The organism is Paenibacillus sp. AD87, from assembly GCF_001659845.1.
GTDB lineage: Bacteria > Bacillota > Bacilli > Paenibacillales > Paenibacillaceae > Paenibacillus > Paenibacillus marchantiae.
On record NZ_LXQN01000007.1, the window covers coordinates 5,070,490 to 5,096,007 of the forward strand.

20 protein-coding genes are annotated in these 25,518 nt (G+C 46.0%); 1 reads left to right on the forward strand and 19 read right to left on the reverse strand.

The window, feature by feature from the left end; all coding sequences use genetic code 11:
* Positions 1-66: 66 nt before the first annotated feature.
* The 15 genes from cyoD to gpAD87_RS22410 form a co-directional block, all read right to left on the reverse strand.
* Positions 67-396: a cytochrome o ubiquinol oxidase subunit IV gene (cyoD, locus tag gpAD87_RS22340; protein ID WP_064640613.1), complete on the reverse strand. Its 330-nt coding sequence runs from the start codon at positions 394-396 to the stop codon at positions 67-69.
* Positions 397-1,017: a cytochrome o ubiquinol oxidase subunit III gene (cyoC, locus tag gpAD87_RS22345; protein ID WP_064640614.1), complete on the reverse strand. Its 621-nt coding sequence runs from the start codon at positions 1,015-1,017 to the stop codon at positions 397-399. It abuts the gene before it with no gap.
* Entirely contained in the window at positions 1,018-2,988 is a 1,971-nt protein-coding gene (locus gpAD87_RS22350; protein WP_064640615.1) for a cbb3-type cytochrome c oxidase subunit I, read from the reverse strand.
* 21 nt (positions 2,989-3,009) lie between these two features.
* Complete coding sequence (gene cyoA / locus gpAD87_RS22355) at positions 3,010-3,963, reverse strand: ubiquinol oxidase subunit II (RefSeq protein WP_063566558.1); 954 nt, start codon at positions 3,961-3,963, stop codon at positions 3,010-3,012.
* Between the two features lie 317 nt (positions 3,964-4,280).
* The gene (locus gpAD87_RS22360) at positions 4,281-4,544 is read right to left on the reverse strand and encodes a hypothetical protein (RefSeq protein ID WP_064640616.1); all 264 of its coding nucleotides are present in this window, start codon (positions 4,542-4,544) and stop codon (positions 4,281-4,283) included.
* 398 nt (positions 4,545-4,942) lie between these two features.
* The gene (locus gpAD87_RS22365; protein ID WP_064640617.1) at positions 4,943-6,289 is read right to left on the reverse strand and encodes a GH1 family beta-glucosidase; all 1,347 of its coding nucleotides are present in this window, start codon (positions 6,287-6,289) and stop codon (positions 4,943-4,945) included.
* 16 nt (positions 6,290-6,305) lie between these two features.
* Entirely contained in the window at positions 6,306-8,687 is a 2,382-nt protein-coding gene (locus gpAD87_RS22370; RefSeq protein WP_064640618.1) for a glycoside hydrolase family 95 protein, read from the reverse strand.
* A 266-nt stretch (positions 8,688-8,953) separates the two neighbouring features.
* Positions 8,954-10,651 carry an ABC transporter substrate-binding protein gene (locus gpAD87_RS22375; RefSeq protein WP_442950729.1) on the reverse strand — a complete coding sequence of 566 codons (1,698 nt, stop codon included), beginning with the start codon at positions 10,649-10,651 and terminating at the stop codon, positions 8,954-8,956.
* Positions 10,652-10,969: 318 nt separating this feature from the next.
* On the reverse strand, positions 10,970-12,673 hold the full coding sequence (locus gpAD87_RS22380; protein ID WP_063566555.1) for an ABC transporter substrate-binding protein: 1,704 nt from the start codon (positions 12,671-12,673) through the stop codon (positions 10,970-10,972).
* 381 nt (positions 12,674-13,054) lie between these two features.
* Complete coding sequence (locus gpAD87_RS22385) at positions 13,055-14,743, reverse strand: ABC transporter substrate-binding protein (RefSeq protein ID WP_064640619.1); 1,689 nt, start codon at positions 14,741-14,743, stop codon at positions 13,055-13,057.
* Positions 14,744-14,929: 186 nt separating this feature from the next.
* On the reverse strand, positions 14,930-15,832 hold the full coding sequence (locus tag gpAD87_RS22390; RefSeq protein ID WP_063566553.1) for a carbohydrate ABC transporter permease: 903 nt from the start codon (positions 15,830-15,832) through the stop codon (positions 14,930-14,932).
* A 15-nt stretch (positions 15,833-15,847) separates the two neighbouring features.
* Positions 15,848-16,831 carry an ABC transporter permease gene (locus tag gpAD87_RS22395; RefSeq protein ID WP_064640620.1) on the reverse strand — a complete coding sequence of 328 codons (984 nt, stop codon included), beginning with the start codon at positions 16,829-16,831 and terminating at the stop codon, positions 15,848-15,850.
* A 357-nt stretch (positions 16,832-17,188) separates the two neighbouring features.
* A complete protein-coding gene (locus gpAD87_RS22400) occupies positions 17,189-18,793 on the reverse strand; it encodes a response regulator transcription factor (RefSeq protein WP_064640621.1) in 1,605 nt (534 codons plus the stop codon).
* Positions 18,786-20,576, reverse strand: coding sequence for a sensor histidine kinase (locus gpAD87_RS22405; RefSeq protein ID WP_063566550.1), 1,791 nt, complete (start codon positions 20,574-20,576; stop codon positions 18,786-18,788). The genes gpAD87_RS22400 and gpAD87_RS22405 overlap by 8 nt, the downstream gene beginning before the upstream one ends.
* A 192-nt stretch (positions 20,577-20,768) precedes the next feature.
* Positions 20,769-21,947, reverse strand: coding sequence for an MFS transporter (locus gpAD87_RS22410; protein WP_064640622.1), 1,179 nt, complete (start codon positions 21,945-21,947; stop codon positions 20,769-20,771).
* Positions 21,948-22,090: 143 nt separating this feature from the next.
* Here gpAD87_RS22410 and gpAD87_RS22415 point away from each other — a divergent pair, with 143 nt between their 5' ends.
* A complete protein-coding gene (locus gpAD87_RS22415) occupies positions 22,091-22,702 on the forward strand; it encodes a TetR/AcrR family transcriptional regulator (protein ID WP_064640623.1) in 612 nt (203 codons plus the stop codon).
* Between the two features lie 97 nt (positions 22,703-22,799).
* Here gpAD87_RS22415 and gpAD87_RS22420 read toward each other — a convergent pair whose 3' ends face one another.
* The 4 genes from gpAD87_RS22420 to gpAD87_RS22435 are packed head-to-tail and all read right to left on the reverse strand — an operon-like array spanning position 22,800 to position 25,513.
* A complete protein-coding gene (locus tag gpAD87_RS22420; protein WP_024631426.1) occupies positions 22,800-23,222 on the reverse strand; it encodes an OsmC family protein in 423 nt (140 codons plus the stop codon).
* A gap of 18 nt (positions 23,223-23,240) precedes the next feature.
* Entirely contained in the window at positions 23,241-23,987 is a 747-nt protein-coding gene (locus tag gpAD87_RS22425; RefSeq protein ID WP_063566547.1) for an amino acid ABC transporter ATP-binding protein, read from the reverse strand.
* Positions 23,988-24,003: 16 nt separating this feature from the next.
* Complete coding sequence (locus gpAD87_RS22430; RefSeq protein ID WP_064640624.1) at positions 24,004-24,648, reverse strand: amino acid ABC transporter permease; 645 nt, start codon at positions 24,646-24,648, stop codon at positions 24,004-24,006.
* 31 nt (positions 24,649-24,679) lie between these two features.
* Positions 24,680-25,513 carry a substrate-binding periplasmic protein gene (locus gpAD87_RS22435; RefSeq protein WP_064641141.1) on the reverse strand — a complete coding sequence of 278 codons (834 nt, stop codon included), beginning with the start codon at positions 25,511-25,513 and terminating at the stop codon, positions 24,680-24,682.
* Positions 25,514-25,518: the final 5 nt, after the last annotated feature.

Consider the following 25,518-nt stretch of genomic DNA (forward strand, 5'->3'; position numbering starts at 1 on the left):
AGAATAAAAAAAAGATCTCCCGACTTTTAAATCAAGTCGGGAGATCCCATAAACTATTTCATAAACTTAATGTGCAACGGTATTGTTCAACATGATCCAGATGGAACCAATAACGATGGTCAACATGATCAACAGACCAAAGATCAAAGCCATTACATTCCAGCGTGGCTTCTCCGATTCACGGATATGCATGAAGAAGAAGAGTTGAACTACAAACTGAAGTCCTGCTGTTACCAGAACGACACTCAGCGTCGCTGTTCTGCCCATCATGTCATTCAGAACCACTACCAAAGGGATAATGGTCAGGACTACGGACAGAATGAAGCCGATGACATAGGACTTGAGTGAACCATGCTGTTCGTGGCCATGGGACTCATGTGAGTTATGCTCTGCCATCTACATCACCCCCATCAGATAGACGATCGACAGGAGGAAAATCCAGACGACGTCCAAGAAGTGCCAGTACAAGCTGATTACGTTGATTTTACCGCGTGTTACATCGGTAATTCCACGTTTTTTCAGTTGCAGCATCAATCCGATCATCCAGATCAGACCGAGCGATACGTGAAGTCCGTGAGTACCCACAAGGGTAAAGAATGCACCAGAAGCCGCACTCGTTGTATAACTGAACCCTTCGTGAATCAACTCAATAAACTCCGTTACTTCCAGGGCAATAAAGCTTGCACCCAGAACTGCTGTAACTGCCAGCCAGCTGATCAATTGCTTCACCTTGCCCTGATTCATGGCAAGAACCGCAAGTCCACTTGTGAATGAACTTGTGAGCAAGATAAATGTCTCGGCAATAACACCAGGCATTTTGATCAATTCAGACAACACAGGTCCGCCCGCCGTATTGTCACGCAACACAATAAAGGTTGCGAACAATACGGAGAACAGGATAACGTCGGAAATCAGGAAGAACCAGAATCCGAGTATTTTCAATTCTTGCGGGTCATGGTGACCATGGTCATGATCATGTGCATGGTCATGACCGTGCTTCGCGGCTGCTTGAGCCATTTATACCGACCCCCTTAACGACGCTTCGGTACGCTTAATTTCGTCAACCGGAATATAATAATCCGTATCGTATGAGAATGAACGAGCGATCATGCAGATTCCTACGCCAGCGAGTCCGAGAATCGCCATCCAGAGCCATCCGAATACAAAGCCGAAACCGGCGATGAACCAGAATATAGACATGATGAACGGAATTGCGGAATTTTTAGGCATATGAATCGGCTCAAGCGGCTGTTCAGGTGGATAGATGCCTTTGGCACGACGTTCTTTCTCTTCCCACCACTCATCAATATCATCTCCGCGCGGTGTAATGGCGAAGTTATATTCAGGAGCAGGTGAAGGAATCGACCACTCGAGCGTACGACCACCCCAAGGGTCGCCAGATGCTTTGAGTGTTTTGTATTTCCGAATGCCGTCTGCGATTTGTGCGACCTGGAACAAGAATCCGACACCCATCAGGAATGCCCCGATTGTGGATACAAAGTTCAGTTCCCACCAGCCGGTATCCCAGCCATAGGTGCTCAGACGACGTGTCATACCCATCAAACCGACAGCGTACTGCGGCATGAAGCAGACATAGAAACCAATATTCCAAGTCCAGAAAGCCCATTTACCCAGTTTTTCTGGCAGTTGGAATCCAAACATTTTAGGCCACCAGTAGTACAGACCTGCAAAGTATCCGAATACTACACCACCAATCAATACTTGGTGGAAGTGGGCAATCAGGAAGTAACTGTTGTGGAACTGGAAGTCAGCAGGTGCAACGGATAACATAACCCCCGTCATACCCCCGACGATAAAGCATGGAATAAATGCAAGTGTCCACAGCATCGGGGTATCCATGCGTATCCTTCCCCGGAACATCGTAAACAGCCAGTTAAAGATCTTAACCCCTGTTGGTATGGCTATCAACATCGTGGTTATGGCGAAGAATGCATTAACGTCTGCTCCCGAACCCATCGTGAAGAAGTGATGCGCCCATGTAAAGAAGGACAGGAAGCTAATGATCAGCATCGCAAATACCATTGATTTGTAACCAAACAATTTTTTCTTCGAGAACGTACTTACAATCTCGGAGAACACACCGAATGCCGGCAAGACAACGATATATACCTCAGGGTGACCCCACATCCAGATCAAGTTGATATACATCATCGGATTACCGCCCAGATCAAGTGTGAAGAAATGCGCCCCCGCAAACCTGTCGAGGAAGAGCAATGCAAGTGTCACTGTCAAGATTGGGAATGCAAACAGAATGATAATACAAGTGGAGAATACCGACCATGTAAACATCGGCATTTTCATCCATTTCATGCCTGGCGCACGCATTTTAATGATGGTAACCAGGAAGTTGATACCGGTAGCCAGGGAACCGATACCCGAAATCTGAATACCCCATATATAGAAGTTTTGTCCCACCCCCGGGCTATGCGATAGCTCCGATAAAGGCGGATAACTGAGCCAACCTGCGTCCGGTGAACCACCGATAACGAAGGACAGGTTGAACAGCATTGCTCCCAGGAAGAATAACCAGAAGCTTAGTGCATTAAGGAATGGGAACGCAACGTCCCTTGCCCCTATTTGAAGCGGTACAATAACATTAAATAAACCGAACATAAACGGCATCGCCATGAACAAGATCATGATCGTACCATGAGTCGTAAAGACCTGATTATAATGCTCAGGATGTAAGAAATCCATGTTAGGCATAGCTAGCTGAAGACGCATCATCAGTGCATCCACACCACCACGGAAAAGCATGATAATGGAAGCAATAATATACATAATACCGATCTTTTTGTGATCGACGGTAGTTAACCAGTTACGCCAGAGCCAGCCCCATTTTTTGAAATAAGTCAACACCGCTACGATGGTAATCATCGTAATTCCGATCGCCACGTCCGCACCATAAATCAGCGGATCACCGGTAACGAAAAACTCCGATGCAAACTCCTTAAGTCTCTCTAACATTGGGGGCCTCCTTTCGAATCTTTAGTTAGCACTCTTGTCCACGTCTTGCGTAGTAATCTCTTTGGCACCTGAAGCTTCACCGTGCTTGCTGTGAGCGCTTTGACCGTCAATAACATACTTGGTCACGATGTCTTGGAACAGTCCTTCAGGGAAGGAAGAATAATAAGCTACATTGCTTGTTCCCGGTTCCGCCAGTGTTTTATACGTTTCTTGCGTCAGCGGTTGGGATTGTTGTTTCACTTCAGTCACCCATTTGTCGAAGTCTTCCTCCGATGTAGCATTGACGTCAAAACGCATTTGGGCGAAGTGTTCCCCGGTAAAGTTGGCACCTGAACCCCAATATTGACCTTCATGATCAGCTTGCAAGTACAAGGTCATCGCCATACCCGACATTGTATAAATCTGTCCACCAAGCTGCGGAATCCAGAACGAGTTCATCGGTGAATCCGCGGTGAGCTCAAATTTTACGGGCCGGTCTGCCGGGATATTCAACGTGTTGACCGTTGCAATACCTTGCTCCGGATACATAAACAACCATTTCCAGTCCAGTGAAGATACTTGAATGGTCACCGGTGCTTTCTCGGAAGCCAATGGCTTCGAAGGTTCCAGATCATAGGTGTAGCGGATTGTTACAACCGCCAGCAACCCAATAATAATAATCGGAACGGTCCACCAGATAGCCTCCGCTTTAGTGCTATGAGACCAGTTAGGCTCATAAGCAGATTTATTGTCCGGTTTGTCGCGGTAACGCCATACAATTACAGCAGACAAAATCAATACAGGCACAATAACGACTGCACACAGAATTGTCGAAATGACAATCAAATCTCTCTGCGAAGCGCCAACAGGCCCTTTCGGATCCAGAACAACGTACTGCCCGCCTGCCAGCATTGGCCAGACAATCAATGCAATTGTAACCAACGTCAGGACAACCGGAATGATTATCCGAATTAGCGACCTAGGTTTCTTGTTCATCTTGATCCCCTCTCCTTAAATTCGCTCATACTGAAAAAACAGTATACTACTCTCTTCCTTCTAAAGATATCAGAAATGAGCAACTTTTTTGTTCATGTTAACAAATTTGTCGATTTTACACCTTAAATGTGTGAATTTTTTCTCACAAATCACTTGCATACTTGATATTTCCTCATTGTAATCTTTACACTTCAAGTCACAAAATAAAACCCTTTGCAGTCCCGTTGAACAGTATCAACGAATCCGCAAAGGGCTTTATTGACTGGGATTCCGGGTGCTCATCCAGTCTTATTATGAACGAATTAACGCAAGATTATTTAATCGGCGCCTTCGTCTTCCCGGCGTGTATGAACAAGTCCAATCGATTTGGCAATAACGTAAATAAATACACTACCCACCAAGAAACCGATACCCAGCATTAATCCGAGGTTACGATCATTAAAATCATTCAGGTTGATCAGGCACATGATTACTCCCGTAATAAGAGCAATCCAAGCCAGAACTGTCATCGTTAGCACTGCACGCCGCATATTTTTATCTTTGCGTTCCAATTGGCTTACCATTGCTGTCTTCGATGCCATAGTAAACACTTCCTTTTCCCTTTTTGTAAGTGCTTTCCTTATACCAATATACCACATCAGTATGATTTTTAGTCAACAAATGTTCAAATTTATTTCGCAATTTGGACACTTTATTTGTATTTTAACTGTTGACAAGAACCAGATCACTTCTTCTTACTTCTTATAACCCAAAAACGCTCTCCTCATAACATGAAACAGCTTAGACCTTATGAAACCTTCATGAACATGTGAGTCCTGGCTGAAAATAAAACAATAAAAAAGACGTTGATTCGGATTACCGAACCACCGTCTTTATTCTGATTAAACATGTATGTCCCTGCATTTAACAATTGAAATAACGTAATTACTTAGTTATGTCAGGTTCTGAGCACTTCTTCCTGGAATATTGAAATTAAAGCTTAAATTCGTGTTTCCAACCAATTATTTTTGATCACATTTTGATACCAGTAATAGCTTTCTTTAGGTGTTCTGACCAATGAACGGTAATCCACATGCACAAGACCAAAGCGCATACGGTATCCTTCCGCCCACTCAAAGTTATCCATCAAAGACCAAGCCATGTAGCCTTTCAGGTTGATTCCGTCGTTGATAATCCGATGAATTTGGGCCAAATGCTGCTCATAGTATGCAATCCGGCGATCATCATTGATTTTGCCATTTTCCAAATCATCATTGATGCATGCACCATTTTCTGTGATGTAGACATCCACATTTCCGTATTTTTGCAAGTAATGCATGAACTCATACAGTCCGCGTGATTCCACAGGCCAGCCAATATCTGTCTTAGTAAGTCCCATATCGACCTCTTCGGATTGCAATGCACCCGCCTCTGGATTGAAACGATTGATTCCCATGGTGTAATAGTTAATGCCCAACAGATCAATGGGTTGCGAGATGATTTCCATATCGCCTTCCTGAATTGGTACGGTAGCTCCAGCTTCAGCGAACCAGTCCACCATAAATTGTGGATACGATCCTTTGTAGATCGGATCGAGGAACCAATCCGTATTCAGAGCAATTGCCCGATCACAGGCTGCCTGATCTTCTGGAGATTTGCTGTAAGGCTCAGCCCAGCATACATTGGGTGCAATACCAATCTGTCCTGTTGTACCCAAGCGACGGAACGACTGAACGGCTTTACCGTGAGCAACCAGCAGTCCGTGAGCAACATTAATGGATGTTTGCAGGTCCTTATTTCCTGGTGCATGAATGCCAAGCAAGTTGGACAGAAACGCAATACACCATGGTTCATTGAAAGTCAGCCAGAAATTAATTTTACCGGAAAACTCCTTGAAGATGACTTCAGCATATTTTACAAATGCATCCACCGTCCTGCGATTGCCCCAACCTCCGATATCCTCCAGCGTCTGAGGCAGGTCCCAATGATACAGCGTACAGAAAGGTTCGATTCCCGCTTCAAGCAACTTATCTACGAATCGATGATAGAAGTCCAATCCTTCCCGATTGATCTCGCCATCTCCATCAGGAATAATACGCGGCCAGGCGATCGAGAATCGGTAGGTGTTGATCCCAAGCTTTTTCATCAGCTCGATGTCTTCCTCATAGCGGTGGTAACTGTCACATGCGACATCACCATTATCTCCATTGAATACTTTGCCGGGTGTACGGGCAAACGTATCCCAGATGGATACCCCGCGTCCGCCTTCCTGCGCTGCACCTTCAATTTGATAGGAAGCTGTTGCTGTTCCCCAGCGGAAATCTTGTGGAAATTTAAAAATCGTCATCGTTTACTCCTCCATCTCATGATGACACGCGGATCGTCTGTCCTGCGGTCATGGTTAAAATCACTACATAATCACCCTGAGGTGTTAACTGCGCCTTAGCCTGATCGTTTCCTTCCACACGCAGTGGGTATGCACTCCGAATGGTTATCGAACCAGCGTGATCAGCCTTAATTTCGGCGCTTGAGAGTCTGCCATCTGCCCACTCGATTGCCACCGTGTATGCACCTCGTGCCCGAAGCCCTTTCACACTGCCACTGGCCCAGTACTCAGGCAGCGCTGGCAGCAGATGTAATTCGCCCAAATGGCTTTGCAACAGCATCTCCGCAATACCGGCAGTGCCACCAAAGTTGCCATCGATCTGGAACGGCGGATGATCATCGAACAGATTAGGATGCGTGGATCGAGCCAACAATGTACGGACAAACTGATGTGCCAGCTTGCTATCCAGCAGCCTCGCATACAGATTGATCAACCAAGCACAGCTCCAACCTGTATGCCCGCCACCTTGTGAGATGCGACGTTCAAGTGACACTCGTGCTGCTTCCACCAGTTCCGGCGTATCCAGTCGGTTGATCTGCTCCCCTGGGTACAGACCATACAGATGGGAGACGTGACGATGCCCTGGTTCGGATTCGGCAAAATCCTTAAACCATTCCTGCAGCTGCCCCTCGCTTCCGATCTTGAATGGATAGAGCTTGCTGCGTGCTTCGCTCCAATCCTTCGCCAGCTGCTGATCCACATCCAGCTGCTTCGTTGCCTCAATGCATCGATCGAACAACTCACGAATCAATGTCATATCCATCGTCGAAGCCATGGAGATGCTGCGAGCCTCTCCTTCCTCAGTGAGGAACTTGTTCTCCGGAGAGGTCGATGGAGCCGTAACCAGATCTCCGTCTGGTCCCTCCACCAACCAGTCCAGACAGAAGAGTGCCGCTTCCTTCATGATTGGATACGCACGTTCCGCGAGGAATTGCTGATCACGGGTAAACAGATAATGCTCCCATAGATGTGAAGTCAGCCACACGCCGCCCATTGGCCAGAACGCCCAACTTGCGTCTCCGCCTGTAGGCGTGGATGTCCTCCAAATATCCACATTATGATGGGCTGTCCAGCCGCGCGCTCCGTACAAAATGCGTGCCGTCCTTCTCCCGGTATCACTTAGATCCTCCAACAAGCCAAACAGCGGCTCATGGCATTCACTCAGGTTGCATACTTCTGCCGGCCAGTAATTCATCTCGGTATTGATATTAATCGTGTAATCACTGTGCCAGGGCGGCTCCACCTGATGATTCCAGATTCCCTGCAGATTGGCTGGTTGGCTTCCTTCACGTGAACTACCCATTAACAAATATCTACCATATTGAAAATAGAGTGCCTCCAGGCCAGGATCATTGGCTCCAGCCTGGTACGCTTGCAGTCGCTCATCTGTAGGCAATTCTTCATTGGCTGAAGCGCCGAGATCAATAGATACTCTTGAAAATAAAGTTTCATGATCCATCACATGTCGCTCCCGAAGAGCCTTCATGCCATAAGCCATCGCTTTTGTTATTACTTCCCTGCACTCCTGATCCAGAAGCACACCATCTTTAACAGGCATCACATCATAGCCTTCAAAGGCGGTCGCCGCTGTCAGATAAAAAATAACCTGGTCAGCTCCCTGAATATGAAGTCTTCCGTCCATAACCGTTACTTCGGCATTCTTGCCCGTCGCAGTCGCGGCCAATCGCATAGCATAAGCCGTTCCACGATCTTCTTCGTAGATGACAGACTCCGGATGATCCCTGAAATAATTCGATTCAACATGACTTGGACAGCGACTGAACAAAGTAAGTGCATCGCCCGAAGCCTGAACATTATAAGGATGTGGACTGTCCAACGAAACACTGGCGTTTACAGATCCCATACGATCAGCAGTGATGGTACAGATCATGAGATCATCTGTTGCACTGGCATATACTTCACGTACATAACGAATGCCTTTATATGAATACTTCGTCGTTGCAATGCCGGTATGGAGATTAAGCTCCCGCTCAAATTCATCGTACAGGATCCCATTCAGTTCATCGTGCTGCAACTTAAAGTGGCCCATCGGCTGATAAGCTTCCACATCACGTCCCAGCATTTCGCGGTTCAGCAATTGTTCAGCTTCGCTATATTGCCCGGACATAATCAGTTCACGGGTCTGTTTCAGATACCGCTGACTGCTGTACTGAATGGTGTCGCGTGGAAATCCGGACCACAATGTATCTTCATTTAGCTGGATTTGTTCATCCGATGCTCCGCCGTATACCATACCGCCAAGGCGACCATTACCGATAGGCAACGCCTCTTCCCAGCGAGTAGCAGGCTGACGATACCACAGACGATTTTCTTTTGTTCTCTCATTAAATGGGGTCATAGATAACTCCTGTTCCTAATCAGCTATTTTTCATTCATTACTAAAACGTTTTCGGTATAGCTAAATAACCAATATAAATACTGTTTTACTTGATCACAATCCGCTTACCTACAAGGCTAAATTGTCGTTTATCTGAAAGTGCTTACAGTAAGAAAATTATATTTGATTTCGAAATTTGCGTCAATGTTAAACATCACATGGACAGCAAAAAAAGACCCTTGCTCAGGGCCTTTTTTGTATATCTGCCTATTCAATTAAAACATAAGTTATTTAACGTCTTTACCTGTCCACAGGGAAACACGATCCTTAACCCAAACAGTGTACTGTTTCTCCATTTCAACTGCGCCGGCTTTGTCCAACTCGGCGAGGAAATCATCGTATACTTTATCAAAGTTCTCAGCTGTAGTCAGAACAGCTTCAGGAATACGTTTGCGCACGATATCCTGTGTTTTTCGGAACGTTACCTCATAATCTGTACCTGATGGTACAGGCATGTTGTATGCTGCGCCCCAGTCTTTCAGTTGCAAATCATCTTCAGAAGGATAGAATTCTTTCCATGTTGTAATGCCATATGCTTTCAACGTTTCTTTCTCTGCGGCAGTATAACCAGCCTGGATCTGCTCTGGGAAGTTCGTTGTGTAAAAGTTATCCGTGGAATCTTTCACGCCATCACCGTATCTCGCACTAAACACGCTATACATACCGATTCCTGTTTCTTTGGTGAAGTTGGAGTTGTCATTGGTTTTACGATCCTGAATATCTTGAGGAATCACCCGTTGACCATCCTCTACATTGTAGTGTTGGCCTTCAATGCCCCAGTTTCTCAAAACTTGACCTTCGTCCGAAGCGAGCCAGTCCATGAATTTGATAATACGAACCGGATCTTTGGCAGAAGTTGTAATCCCGATGCCATATCCGTCAAATCCGGTTGGCTGGAATGTATGGTCCACAATGTCCTTGTTCAGGGATACAGAGAAGTGAGCATATGTGCTGTCATCTTTGCCCGCTGATTTGAGTGCATTTTCTGCTTCTTGATAATTCCACTCCTGGTCAATCAGACCGAGTACGCGACCACTTGCGATTTTGGATTTATATTGGTCATCTTTTTGGACAAATGTATCTTTGTCCAGCAGTCCTTCATTGTACATTTTGTTCAACCAGCGGAAGTATTCTTTCTCCTCTGGACGTTTGTAGTGCAACATCGCTTCATATGTTTCAGGGTTGATATAATATTCTCCATCATCGGGTGCTCCAGTTGCTTGGAAGGCCGGGTTCGTTACTGTAATCATAATCTTCCAATCATCTGCATTCAGCGTCAATGGAATGGTCGGCTGACCGTCAATCGTTGGGTGTTTTTTCACATATTCTTTCAATACATTCTCGTAATCCTCAAGTGTTTTCACTTCAGGGTATCCGAGCTCTTTAAGTACTTTTTGCTGAATTTCAAATCCGCCTGTTGCGTCAAACGCAACATTATCAACACCCATATTCGTTGGGATTGTATAAATGGCCTGATCTTCCGAACTGTATTTCAGCCGGTTCATCTGGTCCCCATATATTTTTTTCAGGTTTGGAGCATGCTCCTCAATCAGATCCGTCAGGTCAAGCATTGCCCCTGCATCTACTAGTTTAGACAAGTTACCTTTTGGAAAAACAATATCAGGGTACTCACCGCTAGCCGCCATAAGTGCAATTTTCTGGTCTCCACCATTGTTTACATCATACTCAGCTTCAATCGTAACGCCTGTTTGCTTGGTAATCTCTTTACCGACTGCATCCTGCATCTTGTTCCAGGTTGGACTCGCATCCGCACCAAAGAATGTGAAAGTAACCGGATCGGTTCCACTGGACTCCGAGGCTTCTTTACTTCCCGAATTTCCGCAGCCAGCTGTAACCAGCATTGCACTTGCGAGCATCAACATTGCAAACGTCTTGGGTGTATTGCCTTTCATTTTGCCTCTCATTGTCTAGTCCCCCTATTATTTATGAAGGTTTTATCTGTATAACAGGCTTTAAGCCTGAGGATACCGTTATAAGACGCATTTCTGTATGCGCTTACTAAAAATTAAATTTGCACTCTTTTTATCAAAATCTAAACCAATGAGAACTCTCTTATCAACTTACATAAAACGTTTTCGAAAAATAATTTAAAACGCTTACTGAAAGTGCTTACATTAACGATTATATGCTATCCTCCCCCTTTCGTCAACAACAAAAAAGGCCCCTTTTAGGGGACCCATTTTGCTTTGAAAATGATCGTTTATCATGCCTTATTTTCAGTGTTATTTCACGTCTTTACCTGTCCAGAGAGATACACGTTCCTTGATCCAAACGGTATATTGTTTCTCCATGTCTACCGCCCCTGCTTTATCAAGTTCAGCCAGGAGATCATCATACACTTGGTCGAATTTCTCAGGTTTGGCAAGGATGGCTTCAGGAATACGTTTACGGATAATGTCCTGCGTTTTCTGAAACGTTACGTTATAATCCGTATCCGAAGGTACAGGCATGTTATATGCTGCGCCCCAATCTTTCAGCTTCAAGTCGTCTTCAGAAGGATAGAAATCTTTCCACGTTGTAATGCCATAGGCTTTCAATGTTTCCTTCTCTGCCGCAGTATAACCTGCTTGGATCTGCTCAGGGAAGTTCGTTGTGTAGTAGTTACCTGTGGAATCTTTGACACCATCGCCATATCTTGCGCTGAAGATGTTATACATACCGACTCCTGTTTCTTTGGTAAACGCCGAGTTGTCATTGGTCTTGCGGTCCTGTACATCCTCAGGAATGATACGTTGGCCATTTTCCACTTTGTATTGTTCGCCTTCAATCCCCCAGTTTCTCAGCACCTGGCCTTCATCCGAAGCGAGCCAATCCATGAATTTGATAATACGTACAGGGTCTTTTGCAGTTTTGGAAATTCCGATGCCATATCCATCGAATCCGGTTGGTTGGAACGTATGATCCACAATATCCTTATTGAGAGATACAGAGAAGTGAGCGTAGGTATTCTCGCCATTTTTAACTGATTTCAAAGCATTCTCAGCTTCACCATAGTTCCATTCCTGGTCAATCAGCCCCAGTACCCGACCGCTTGCGATTTTGGATTTGTATTGATCGTCCTTCTGCACAAATGTATCTTTGTCGAGAATGCCTTCATTGTACATTTTGTTCAACCAGCGGAAGTATTCTTTCTCCTCTGGACGTTTATAGTGCAGCACCGCTTCATACGTTTCAGGGTTAATGTAATATTCACCGTCATCGGGTCCACCTGTTGCCTGGAAGGCTGGATTCGTTACCGTAATCATAATCTTCCAGTCATCTGCATTCAGCGTCAGCGGAATGGTTGGCTGTCCGTCAAGTGTTGGATGTTTTGCATAATATTCTTTCAGAACTTTCTCGTAATCCTCAAGCGTTTTCACTTCTGGGTAGCCGAGTTCTTTCAATACCTTTTGCTGAATCTCGAATCCGCCTGTAGCATCAAACGCAACATTATCTACACCCATGTTCGTTGGGATCGTGTAAATGGACTGATCTTCCAAACTGTATTTCAGACGGTTCATCTGGTCCCCATAGATTTTCTTCAGGTTAGGTGCATATTTGTCAATCAGATCTGTCAGGTCAAGCATCGCGTCTGCGTCCACAAGTTTAGACAAGTTACCTTTAGGATAGATAATATCAGGGTATTCACCGCTGGCAGCCATCAAAGGTATCTTCTGGTCGCCACCATTATTCACATCATACTCAGCTTCAATTGTAACACCTGTTTGTTTCGTAATTTCTTGGCCGACTGCGTCCTTCATGTTGTTCCAGTTTGGACTTGCGTCAGCACCAAAGAACGTGAAGGTGATTGGACTGGTCGTATCCCCTGTGTCCGTTGGTGTCTCTGAAGCCGTAGTTCCTCCTCCGCTACCGCTGCATCCTGCTGTAATGGCAAGAGCGCTGGCTAACAGAAGCATTGCGAATGTTTTTGGTGTTTTGCCCTTCATGTGTAATCCCCCTTATGGATAAAATGAAGCTATCTATTGTAGAACAGGCTGACCTGCACATACCGTAATTGGGTGATTCTCATTGTAAAACGTTTGATTTTATAACATAAAAAGCGTTTTCTAAAATGAAGTGAAAAACACTCACTCTATCCAGTAATTTGAGGAACCAATCCTTGCTTCTTTTGACTGAAGAGATTCGTGTAGATGCCTTGATAAATCAGTAATGAAAGTGCTTTCATATTTGAATAATAATCCCTCTAAAAGTCCTTGTCAATAGTGAATTCACAAAATTGAAAACGTTTTTTGGAAAACGTTTTAGGTATAAAAAAGAACCCAGTTTCCTGGGCCCTTTTTTCGAAAAAACTATTCTGCTGAAACGCATTACTTGCTCTCTTCACCGCTCCACAATTGAACACGGCTTTGTACCAGCTCAGTGTATTGTTTTTCCATGTCCTCTGCTCCGGCTTTATTCAGCTCGGCAATCATCCCATCATAAATGGCATCGAATTGTTCAGGGGAACTGAGGATCGCTTCAGGGATCCGTTTACGGATAATATCCTGTGTTTTTTGGAAAATAACGTTGTAATCCGAGTCACCTGGAGTTGGCATATTGTACGCTGCTCCCCATGGTTTAACCGGGAACTCATCTTCACTTGGGAATAGATCTTTCCACGTTGTTGCGCCGTATGCTTTGAGTGTCTCTTTCTCTGCATCGGAATACGCCGCTACAATCTGTTCAGGGAAATTCGTTGTGTAATAGTTATCCGTTGAATCCTTGACACCATCTCCATAGTGACCAGACATATTGGTATAGAGGCCAATACCTGTTTCTTTCTGGAATACGGCAGCATTATTCGTTTTTTGGTCCTGAATATCGGCCGGAATCACACGTTTGCCATCTTTCACTTCGTACTGCTCACCTTCAATACCCCAGTTCATCAACACTTGGCCTTCCTCAGAAGCTAGGTAATCAAAGAATTTAATTGTACGAACCGGGTCCGGATTCGATGTTGTAATCCCTACACCCCATCCAGATACAAAACCAGGGTCCTGGAAGGAATGATCCTTGATATCTTTAGACAGAGTTACCGGGAAGTGTGAATAGGTCGCTTCATCTTTGCCCGCTGCTTTCAATGCGTTTTCCGCATCGGAATAACCCCAATCCTGGTCTATGACGCCCAGAACACGTCCACTTGCAATTTTGGATTTGTATTGATCTGTTTTCTGTACGAAGCTGTCCTGATCAAGCAGTCCTTCTGCGTACATATGGTTCAACCAACGGAAATACTCTTTCTCTTCCGGACGTTTGTAATGCAGACTTGCCTCATATGTCTCAGGATCAATATAGTACTCGCCGTCATCCGGAGCACCTGTTGCCTGGAAGGCCGGATTCGTTACCGTAATCATGATTCTCCAGTCATCTGCGTCCAGGGATAACGGAATCGTTAGTTGACCGTCAATCGTTGGATGTTTCTCCTTATATGCCTTCAATACATTTTCATAATCCTGCAGTGTACGCACTTCAGGGTATCCCAGCTCTTTCAATACACGCTGCTGAATCCCAAATCCGCCGCCTGCATCAAAATACTTCTGGTCTACCGCATAATACGTAGGCAGTACATAAATTCCTTGATCTTCGTTGCTATATTTCAGCCGGTCCATGTAATTACCATACAGCTTCTTCAGATTGGGAGCATATTGCTCGATCAGATCAGTCAGATCGACCATTGCCCCAGCATCCACGAGCTTGCTTAGCTCTCCTTTGGGTGAAACGATATCCGGATAGTCTCCGCTTGCTGCCATTAAGGATACTTTATCCTGACCACCACTGACGGCAAACTCACCGTTAAGGGTTACTCCTGTTTTCTCTGTAAGGACCTTCCCCACTTCATCCTTCATACCGTTCCAGTTCGGACTGGGATCGACGCTAAAAAAGTCAAAAGTAATCGGAGACGTATCACCGCTAGTGTCCTTAAACGACGTTTCGCCGCTGTTTCCTCCACTGCAACCTGCGAGCAAAGACATCGCAAGCACTGGAGCCAGTGCAATCTTCATTTTGTTTCTTGCCATAATGGTAATCCTCCCGTTTCATATGTCTGTCTATCCGGGACTTTTTTGTCCCTGTCTATAGCTTCATGAATGCCACTCCGCAGCCCTATACGGTGAAGCGCAGGCCAAATGGCTGCGCTTCGGGCATTCTGATGCTTCTTTTATTATACGGCCACTCTATCTATGTGGCGGCCTGTACAAACTTGCTTAAGCTTTTACTGCACCCAATGTCATACCACCTACAAAATACTTTTGCAGGAATGGATACACAATCAGGATTGGAACCGTAACAACGATCGTGATCGCCATTTTGATGGATTCCGGTGAAATTTGTGTCATCTGCTGTGCCATGTCATTGGCGTTACGACCGGCTCCCGAGCCTTGCTGTGTACTTTGCAGTACTTTCATCAGCTCGTACTGGAGCGTGGTCAGATGCGCCTTCGAACCATTATACAGGTACGTATCGAACCAAGCATTCCACTGACCTACAGCCAGGAACAACGCGATGGTTGCAAGTACCGGTTTACAGAGCGGCAATATGATTTTGTAATAGATCTTAAAGTCATTCGCACCATCCAGCTTGGCTGATTCCTGCAATGCATACGGCAGGCCATCAATGAAGGAACGGATAATGAACACGTTAAACGCACTTATCATACCTGGTAATACATATACCCAGAATGTACCGATCAGGTTCAGGTCACGCATCAGGATGTACACCGGAATCAGACCACCGGAGAAATACATCGTGAGTGCAAGTGCAGTAGAAACAAACTTTCTCAACTTAAAGTCAGGACGACTCAGTGTAAATGCGATCATTGAGGAACTGATCAAACCGAGTACGGTACCTACAATTGTACGTAGAATGGATACCTGCAAACCTTGCAGCAATCCATCGTATTGGAAGATCGTTTTGTAGTTTTGCAATGTGAAATCACGAGGCCACAAGTAAATTCCACCACGTACGGTATCTGTCGAGTTATTGAGTGAGATAGCCAGTACGTTCAGGAATGGATACAGTGTTACAATCAGCACCAGGGTCATCGCGAGGATGTTGAAAATATCGAACAGCTTATCGCCCCGAGTAGCATTGAATGCTTTGTTCGCCATAATGTCGTCCCCTCCCTACATGATGCTTTCTTTGGTGAATTTTTTGAACAATCCGTTCGCTGTAAACAGAAGGATGATACTGACAACGGAGTTGAATATGCCTATGGCTGTACCATACGAGAATCGTCCCATATTCAAACCATAATTGAGCGCGTATAGATCAAGCACTTCCGAGTAGTCTAACACTAGACTGTTTTGCAGCAAAAATTGCTTTTCAAAACCGATACTGATCAGATGCCCGATGGACATGATGAACAGTACAGAGATCGTAGTCCGAATGCCTGGCAACGTGATATGCCACATTTGTCTCCAGCGGTTCGCTCCGTCTACACGGGAAGCTTCGTAAAGTTCTTGGTCAATACCGGTAATGGCCGCCAGATAGATGATCGCATTCCAGCCGGTTTCCTTCCACATATCTGAAGCGGTTACAATGTACCAGAACAGGTTCCCCTTAGCCATGAATTGGATCGGCTGATCGATAATGTTTAGGTTTACCAAAAGGTCATTGATAATCCCGCCATCGGTGGAGAGCATCTTGGTAATAATCCCTGCCACTACGACCCAGGATACAAAGTGAGGCAGATATGATACCGTTTGCACGGCGCGCTTGAAGAACATGCCTTTCATCTCATTCAAGAGAATCGCAAAGAAAATCGGCACGATAAAACCGATAACCAGTCCCATCAAGCTCATTGCAAGCGTATTTCGAAGTACCAGATAGAAGCGATCATCACTGAATAGCTCTGCAAAGTGTTTAAAACCAACCCACTCTTGATCACCGAACGATCTGGCCGGTTTATAGTTTTGGAAAGCCATCGTCCATCCCCATAGTGGCAGATAGTTAAATACAAAAACCCAAGCTACGAATGGCAATGACATGAGATAGAGATACTTTTGCTGTTTCATACTGTCCCAAACTCTGTTCCGCCGTTTTTGTGTTGGCGGATTGGGGTCACTGCTTTTTTTCGCGGAAGCGGATTTTTCTGTTAGCGTTTCCATCTCCGTTCCCCCTCCTCTGATTTATAAAATAATCATACCTGATAGAGCGTTTTCAAAATACCATCTGGATTTTAGAGAAAATCATATGAAAATTAGATATCCCCTTATAAAATCCGATATTATATCTATAAAATTAGTGATAATGACGCTATCTATTAATAATTATTGAAATTAAAAGGGAATTTAATTTGAAATTGGTAATGATCGAAAACGTTTTATAGAAATCGTTTACTTCATGTAAAACTAAAAAGAAAAAGGACCTCCAGGGTCCTTCAAATAGACTATTAGTTCGAAAACGTTTTTTACCTAATCAGGAGAAATACCAAACTCCAGAAGTACCATCCTCTGAAACATGGGCTACTCCCGTTCTGGCTCTCCTGAAGAATCTTTGGGCTGTGATCTAGCAAGCTCTCTAGCATGTTTGTATGCGGAAGGCGATTCCCCTACATACTTCTTGAATTTGCCGTGGAAGTAATCCACGTTCGCATACCCCACCCTCGCGGCAACCTGGTGCACCTTTAAGCCTTCATCGAGAAGTTCCTTCGCCTTCTCCATTCGGACCTTATCGAGAAATGCATTGAAATATTCTCCGGTATGATTTTTGAACAGCTTGCCCAGATAACTGCTATTGTAATTAAATACCTCTGCGAGTACCTCCAGCTTGAGATTTTCGCCGGGATTACGACGGATAAATTCAATCATTTGTTTCAGTACCGTATCCTTGCTTCCTCCACCCATGCGCTGAATAAGCCGGTTCAGGTGTTGAGCAGCCATTACTTTGAGATCCAGTAACGTTAATTGATGGTAGACTTCTGTAATTAGAACGGAATGCTCCTGCATAATAGATTGCATATGCTGATTGGTTGCCGCAAGTTTGTTAATAGCCAATGAAAACACTTGGGAGAACGCCGTCTTAATCGCCTGTTCTGTCTGATGATGGGGAATCAGACGTTCCTCGATCTCGGTCAGCACACGCATCACGGACTCGCTACTCCGAATGTCGAGCGCATAATACAGCTTGTCCGCCAATTCTGCTTCATCCGGTTCACCACTAACTTCATCCAGCGCAATAACCGGCCCAGAAGCACTTTTGCTCTTCTCGCCTTCGTTCCATAACATAATACGTTGTTCCGCGAACAGGAAACGACCGCCCAATACGCCGTTGGCCTGATTATAGGAATGTGCGATGTCTGCTGTGGAGTTTACAGGTTGACCTGCTGCCGCGTACATGTGAATATTCCATTCTCCCAGCAGCCCTTCCAACTCATCATATAAACTCTGGGCAGATTGGACAGTCAAAATAGGCTCTTTACATAACAGTCCCAGTCCGGAATGGAACGAAAACACAATGCCCCGATCTTTCTGGTCAAAAGCTTCCGCCAGTCTGCGTTTCACTACACTACCACGCTGTAAATCAGGTTCGGCATGCATCTCCAGCAGCACAACCTGATACTGCGACCAATTCAATCCTAGAGCATTTGCTTCCATCGTTTCTGTACCTTCCAGGCTATCAAAAAGCAATGCTTCAATCTGGTGCTCCCGGTAGGCTGTATCCTCACCAGCATGGCGGGCCAGTGTCAGACGCTCCCTTGTTAGCATCACAGAGATCCGCTCCAGCTCACTAATAATCTCCTCTTCATCCACCGGCTTGAGCAGATACCCATCCACGCCAAAACTGATGGCTTTCTTGGCATAATCAAAATCCGCGTACCCACTCAGGATCAGAAAGTGCGACCCCGGATGGTGCTGCCGCACTTCTTCAATCACATCCAGTCCGGTCATGCCGGGCATGCGAATATCGATGATTGTCAGGTCCGGTTCCAGCTCTTCGAAGAGGGTGATGGCCTCACGCCCGCTGGCAGCTGTACCAATCACCTGAAAGCCGTATTTTTCCCAATCAATGATCGTTGTCAGTCCTTCACGTATGCTCGGTTCATCATCTACCAATAACACTTTATACATGCTGGTCTCCTCCTACTGGCAAGGTGAAAGAAACCTCTGTTCCTTCCCCGTACACACTCTTAATCTGTAATCCGTATGGCTCGCCGTAGGTCAACGTTAAACGTTGATGTACGTTACGCATACCAATCCGGCTCTTCTCCTGTTCTTCCGGTCCACAGATGAACTGCATCACTTCAGCCAGACGCTCCGGCGTAATGCCTGCCCCATCATCATCGACACGCACCTGAACGACATCCTCCACCAAACGAATATTTATATTCACACGGACCGTGCCCTCTTTATTTTCCAAACCATGCACAATCGCATTCTCAACCAGAGGCTGAATGATCAAAGGAGGAATGTACATCTTCTCCACCTCCGGATCGATATGGATCTGGAAAGCAAGCCGATCGCCGTAACGGAATTTCTGAATTTCCAGATAAGAACGTACCATCTCCAGTTCGGCTCTGAACGTCGTTTTGCCGCTGCCAATCTCAAGACTCTTGCGCATCAGTTTGCCTAGCAGCCTGACAATATTGGCAATCTCCGCCTCGCCTTTGATATGGGCTTTCATACGGATCGACTCCAGTGCATTAAACAAAAAATGAGGATTGATCTGGCTGGCCATCATTTTCAGTTTAATCTCTTTCTGTGCGATTTCCAATTGATTGTTCTGTTCCGTTGCCTCCACCACCTGAGTCATCAGTTCATTAATGCTCTTCACCATGTAATTGAACTGCCTCGACAGTTGCCCAATCTCATCATTCCCGTCAATGCGGGAGGTGACGTTCAGATCACCCAGTGCGAGCTTATTCAAATGTTTGCTAAGGCGTAACAATCGGTTTGACGTGAGAAACGAAATGATATAAACAAGCAACAATGCAATGACCAGCACAAGCGTAATGAAGAGCATACCGATCATGCTAATGGTATTCGCGTCTTTGACAATATTTTTGGTGGCAAAAACGGAAATGATCTTCAGGCTGTTCATGCTCGATCCAGGGCGCAGCTCATCAATGACAATATTGGATGGCTCCCCCCGAAAATCTGCTTCAATTGTGCCTTTGGTCTGATTTTGTAGATCTACACCAAAATCAAGCTCGTCCAGCGTCTTGCCCACTAGTTCGGTATTTTTGGCCGCAACCACATAACCCTGTTCGTCCGTAATCAACGTCTCGAACGGTTCCTGACGTAATAATCCATTCAGCTCATCCTGATTGATTACAATCATCAGCACACCCTCGGTCCGATATTCGGCAAAAGGCACTTTGCGCACCAGACTTAGCTTGTGCACCGGATTATCTCCCTTGTCAGGAATATAAAACCAGCCGATGCTCGTCGTTTTCAGTGCCTTCTGGTACCAGTAGCTCTCCTCGGTCTGCTTGTCCACAGGAATGAACTCCAGATTGTTGATCAGCGTCGGATTGGTGGAGTAAAACCGGATGCCCGCAACCTCACGGTACAGACGCTTATATTCCTGAAAATCTTTATAAGCGAGGTAAGCCGAGGTCAGCTCCACAACGCTTTGGTATCGTTTGTTCACAATTTCCTTCAGTTCATTGTTGAACATCAGAATGTTGGAAATATCCGTAGGCACACGCAGTAGTGTGATGGTCTGACTCTTGACCTTGTCTACGTTGTTGATCGTCTGTCCAATGGCATTGTCCAGCGCCTGCTTGCGAAAGTATCCGGTTACAGCAAGTCCAATAATTAGTACCGGAATCATGACGACAAGTACATAGGATATGAGCAATTTATGCTTTAATTTAAGATTGTTGGATGTTCTTATGAGCCTTTTAAACATATCTGCACCTTCCGTCGCTTATAAGCGCTTACATATAAAGGTCAGTACATATTACGCCTGCCCTTCCAATTCATCATACCACATAACAGCAAAAGCCCTGCAAGAGGGCTTCAAAAAAAGGCTGTATGCTGAGTGAAAAACAAACATGAAGTTTGTATAACTATTTCTAATGTAGGAAGTAAAACAGATGGCTTAGCGGCTGCGTGCTGAGCGGAAACCGTGTCCTTTGGCACGCAGCGCAACAACCAGAGCTACAAGTGATAGGAACAGGATGGCCCAGGTAAAGGACGAGGCTCCCCATTGATTCAGAAGCACACCTCCCGCCAATCCACCAATAGCAATAGCGAGATTCCAAACGGTCGTATTAATTGGCATAACGATATCCACACCCTGCTCCCCGGCAGCTTGGGCAAGGGCGGTCTGCAACAGTGTAGCCGCACCGCCAAAAGTTAGACCCCAGAGCGCAACTGAACTAAATACAACGGCAATGTGCTCGCTCCAAAGACCCAATACCAGAGAGATCAGGGCAAAGCCCGCAAGACTGATGAGAACCAGCATACGCAACCAACGATCAATAAGAATACCTGTAATCCAGATGCCCACCAATGCCATCAGGCCAAATACAAGTAACATAAGTCCAACCTTTGATTCCAGACCGACATCGGCGAGGAAAGGGGCAATATAGGTGTACAAAATATTATGAGCAAGCATCCAGGCCAGAACGACAGCCAGAATGGGAATTACGCCAGGAGTCAGCAGCACCTTTATTGAAGAAATGCGCTGATCAGCAGACTGCCCCGGGTAATCAGGAACTTTCCAGAGCACCCAGAAAATCAGTACAAACGCCAGCAGCGACATCAGCCAGAATACCGAGCGCCAGCCCATAAAGGAACCGAGCAATGTACCTGCAGGAACACCGAATGATAAGGCAATCGGTGTACCGATCATCGCAACAGCCATGCCCCTGCCTTTGAGATGATCAGGCACCATCCGTAGTGCATAACTGCCAATCAGGCCCCAGGAGACACCGGCTGCAACACCGGCAAAAAACCGAGCGACAAGGGTCAATACATAGTTTGAAGAGAGGGCTGTAATGGTGTTGAAAATCAGAAAACCGATAATCGCCAGAAGTAAAAGCGGACGGCGTTGCCAGCCCCTTGTCAACACCGCCACAGGTATAGCGGCAATAAGAGAACCTACTGCATAAAATGTGACAAGCTGGCCTGCCCCTGCCTCAGAGACTTGCAATCCTTCCTTGATTTGCGGCAGCAACCCCGCGGGAAGAGTTTCAGTCATAATAGCTATAAAACCAGCCATAGCCAAGGCCAGCAGCCCCCACCACGGGAAACGTTGAGAAGATTTATCGGACATCTGTGCAGCTCCTTTTTAGATAATATAGAACATAGAATCGAATTATGGATCGATCATTCCTTATATTATCTACCCTCTCCTACCTTGTCAACGACTTTTGGATCGATTAGTATATAATTAAGAAAAACGAGGGGGAATCTCTAATGGCAAGAACCGGACGTCCGCGCATTTTTGATCGGGATGAAGCCCTGTTGCAGGCAATGATGCTCTTTTGGGAACAAGGATTCGAAGCCACCTCATTGCTTCAACTTCGAGCGGTCATGGGGGATATTTCAGCAGCCAGCTTCTATGCAGCCTTTGAATCCAAAGAAGCTCTTTATAAAGAAGCGGTAGAACGATATATGGGTTCATTTGGACGCGTTACGGAAAGCTTCTCAGATCTTACGCTATCTCCAAGAGAAGCGATTGAAACAACTTTAAGAAGTACCGCCAAAATGCAAACAGACAGCGCACATCCATCTGGCTGTTTAATTGTGCTGTCAGCCAGCACATGTTCTTCCAAAAACAATCATATCCGTGACATAACCGCCGAGAAAAGAAAGCTGACTCGCAACCGCCTGCAGGCTTGCATCCAGCGCGCTATGGAAATCGGCCAACTGCCTGCCTCCACGAATGTGGCAATGCTGACCACCGTATTTGATACCTTTATGCAAGGCATTTCTACACAAGCCCGGGACGGTATCCCTTTTGCAACGCTTGATCAGGCTATCACCGAAATTATGGGCATCTGGGACCTTGCTCAACATCCAGCGTGACCTTACTTCCTAATGGTCAAAATGTTAGAACAATCAAAAAGGCACTCCCATGATTGGAAGTGCCTCTTCATTGTATACTTTAACCATGTCCGTCCCGTTATGGACGGGGTGTGTCTACCCCATTCAGAATCAGCTTGGGATGAATATCAGCGCTAAGCGAAGCGGAAACTGCACAATACTTCTCTTCAGCCATTTGGATGGCTTTCCAGATCCGGTAATCCGGGATATCGCCGTCTACCTTGAAGATCAGGTCAATGGAAGTAAATCCTTTCGGCATACCTTCACTACGTGTACCCTGTGCTTCAATCTCAATGCCAGTAATTTTGTCCAGGAAAGCGTCCAGAATCATCGTGATATCGATCCCCATACAACCTCCGAGACCTGCCAGTAACAATTCCATGGGTGTAGCACCCTTGCTGTCACCACCATAGGCAGCTGTGGCATCCATGCCAACCGCGTAGCCAGAGGGTCCTTCGGAAGTAAACGCGCGTTTGCCTTTCCATACCGTTGTTACATTCATGATGTTTATCCTTCTTTCTTAGAATTCAGTAATTTGCTGCAAAAATCTGCGTGTCCGCTCTTGAGTTGGGTGTTCAAAAAAGGCCTGTGGACTCGCTTCTTCCACAATCGATCCATCCGCCATAAAGACGATTTTGTTAGCCACATTCCGGGCGAACTTCAACTCATGCGTAACGACCAGCATCGTCATGCCTTCCTGTGCCAACTCCTTCATAACGGAGAGCACTTCTCCCACCAGTTCGGGATCAAGGGCTGAGGTAGGCTCGTCAAACAGCATCACCTCAGGCTCCATGGCAAGTGCACGTGCAATGGCTACGCGCTGCTGCTGTCCACCGGACAAACGGGATGGATATGCATCCTGCTTGTCCGACAGACCGACCCGATCCAGCAGAATCCGGCCGCGTTCGGCCGCTTCGTCCCGCTTGATTTTTTTCACAGTCACGAGCCCTTCCATCACATTGCCAAGCACCGTCTTGTGCGGATACAGATTGAACTGCTGGAATACCATGCCTGTCTGCCGACGGATTTCCAATACCCGAGCCCGCTGGATTCGCTGCGAGTCGGAGCTGTCTACCACTACACCATTCACTTCAATCTTGCCGCCAGAGAGCTCTTCCAGACCGTTCAGACAGCGCAGCAGCGTACTTTTTCCTGATCCACTGGGTCCCAGCAGAACAACAATATCTTTCGCATCGACATGCAGATCTATATTTGTGAGAACTTCATTTTTCCCAAAACGTTTGGTCAATCCTGTTGTTGTAATCACCGGTTCTCCCCTCCTATCAGTAAGCCCGGGCCAGCCGGCGCTCCACTTGTTCCAGAATGGCCGAGAAGCCGATACTCATAATCCAGTAGATCACGCCAATCGCCAGATAAAACGGCATATTCACCGCATATTGTGATACAAGCAATTGTGCTGACCGCAACAACTCGGTAACACCGATCGCCGCCACAAGTGATGTTTCCTTCAGCATACCAATAAAGGTGTTACCCATCGGCGGGATGGCAATGCGCACAGCCTGTGGGAAGATAATCCGTCTCATCGCTTGAGCCGGGGTCATTCCCGTTGCGTATGCAGCTTCGGTCTGTCCTTTCGGTACCGCCTGAATGGCTCCGCGGAACGTCTCCGACAGAAACGCACCTGCATTCAGACTCAGTCCCAGACATGCTGCGGTGAGCGATCCCAAGGTCACTCCATAATCAACCAATCCGTAATAAATGACGAATAATTGCACCAGCAGCGGGGTTCCCCGCATGATGGATACGTAGAAACGGGCGATCATTCTTAGCCACATCGGTCCTTTCAGACGCGCGATAGCGACGAGCAACCCGATGATAAAAGCAAAAAACATTGAAATTACAGTTACATACAGCGTGTAATATGCCCCCTTCAGAAAGAAGGGGATATTCTCAAATACCAGTTCCACGGATCAAACTTCCCTTCGCCTTGCAGGTTCATTATTGCGCAGGCTCTTCACCGAACCATTTTTTGAAGATGGTATTGTACGTACCATCATCTTTCATGCCTTTGAGAGCATCATTCAGTGCTGCTACGAGTTCCGGATTGTCTTTGCGCACAGCAATACCTGCCTGGTCACTCTTAATCGGTTCACCTACGGCTTTGATTTTCAATCCGTTGGCATCCACAATGGGTTTCAGCGCATACATGTTGTTGATTGTGGCATCAATCCGTCCAGCATTCAGGTCTTTAAGTGAAGAGATAACATCGTCATAGGTTTTAATCGTGAAGTCGCCCACTTTCGGCAGCACTTCATTACGCAGATACGTTTCATCATTCGTACCCAGACCTACGCCAATCGTTTTTCCTTTGAAATCTTCCAGCTTGGTAATGTCATTATTATCACTTTTCACAATAATTTTGACTTGGTTCGTAATATACGGATCACTGAAATCCAATACTTTCTTCCGATCATCGGTAATAGTCATCTGGCTGATGATGGCATCCAGCTTTTTGGCTTGCAGACTTGGTGTCAGGCCGGAGAACTCCTGGGATACAAATTCAACCTCAACCCCAAGACGCTTCGCAACCTCACGTGCGATATCTGCATCGTAGCCGTCCATTTCTTTCTTATCGTTCAGGAAGTTGTATGGAGCGTACGTACCCATCATGCCCACTTTGATGACGCCAGCAGACTTGATCTGCTCCAGTTCATTGTTCGCCTGTGCTCCATTGCTGCTTCCATTGTCCGTAGTTTTACTGCCACAAGCGCTGAGTACCAGCACGGTCATTAGCAGCAGGGCTGTTAAAGTCCAGCCTTTGCGAGATTTCATTCCAT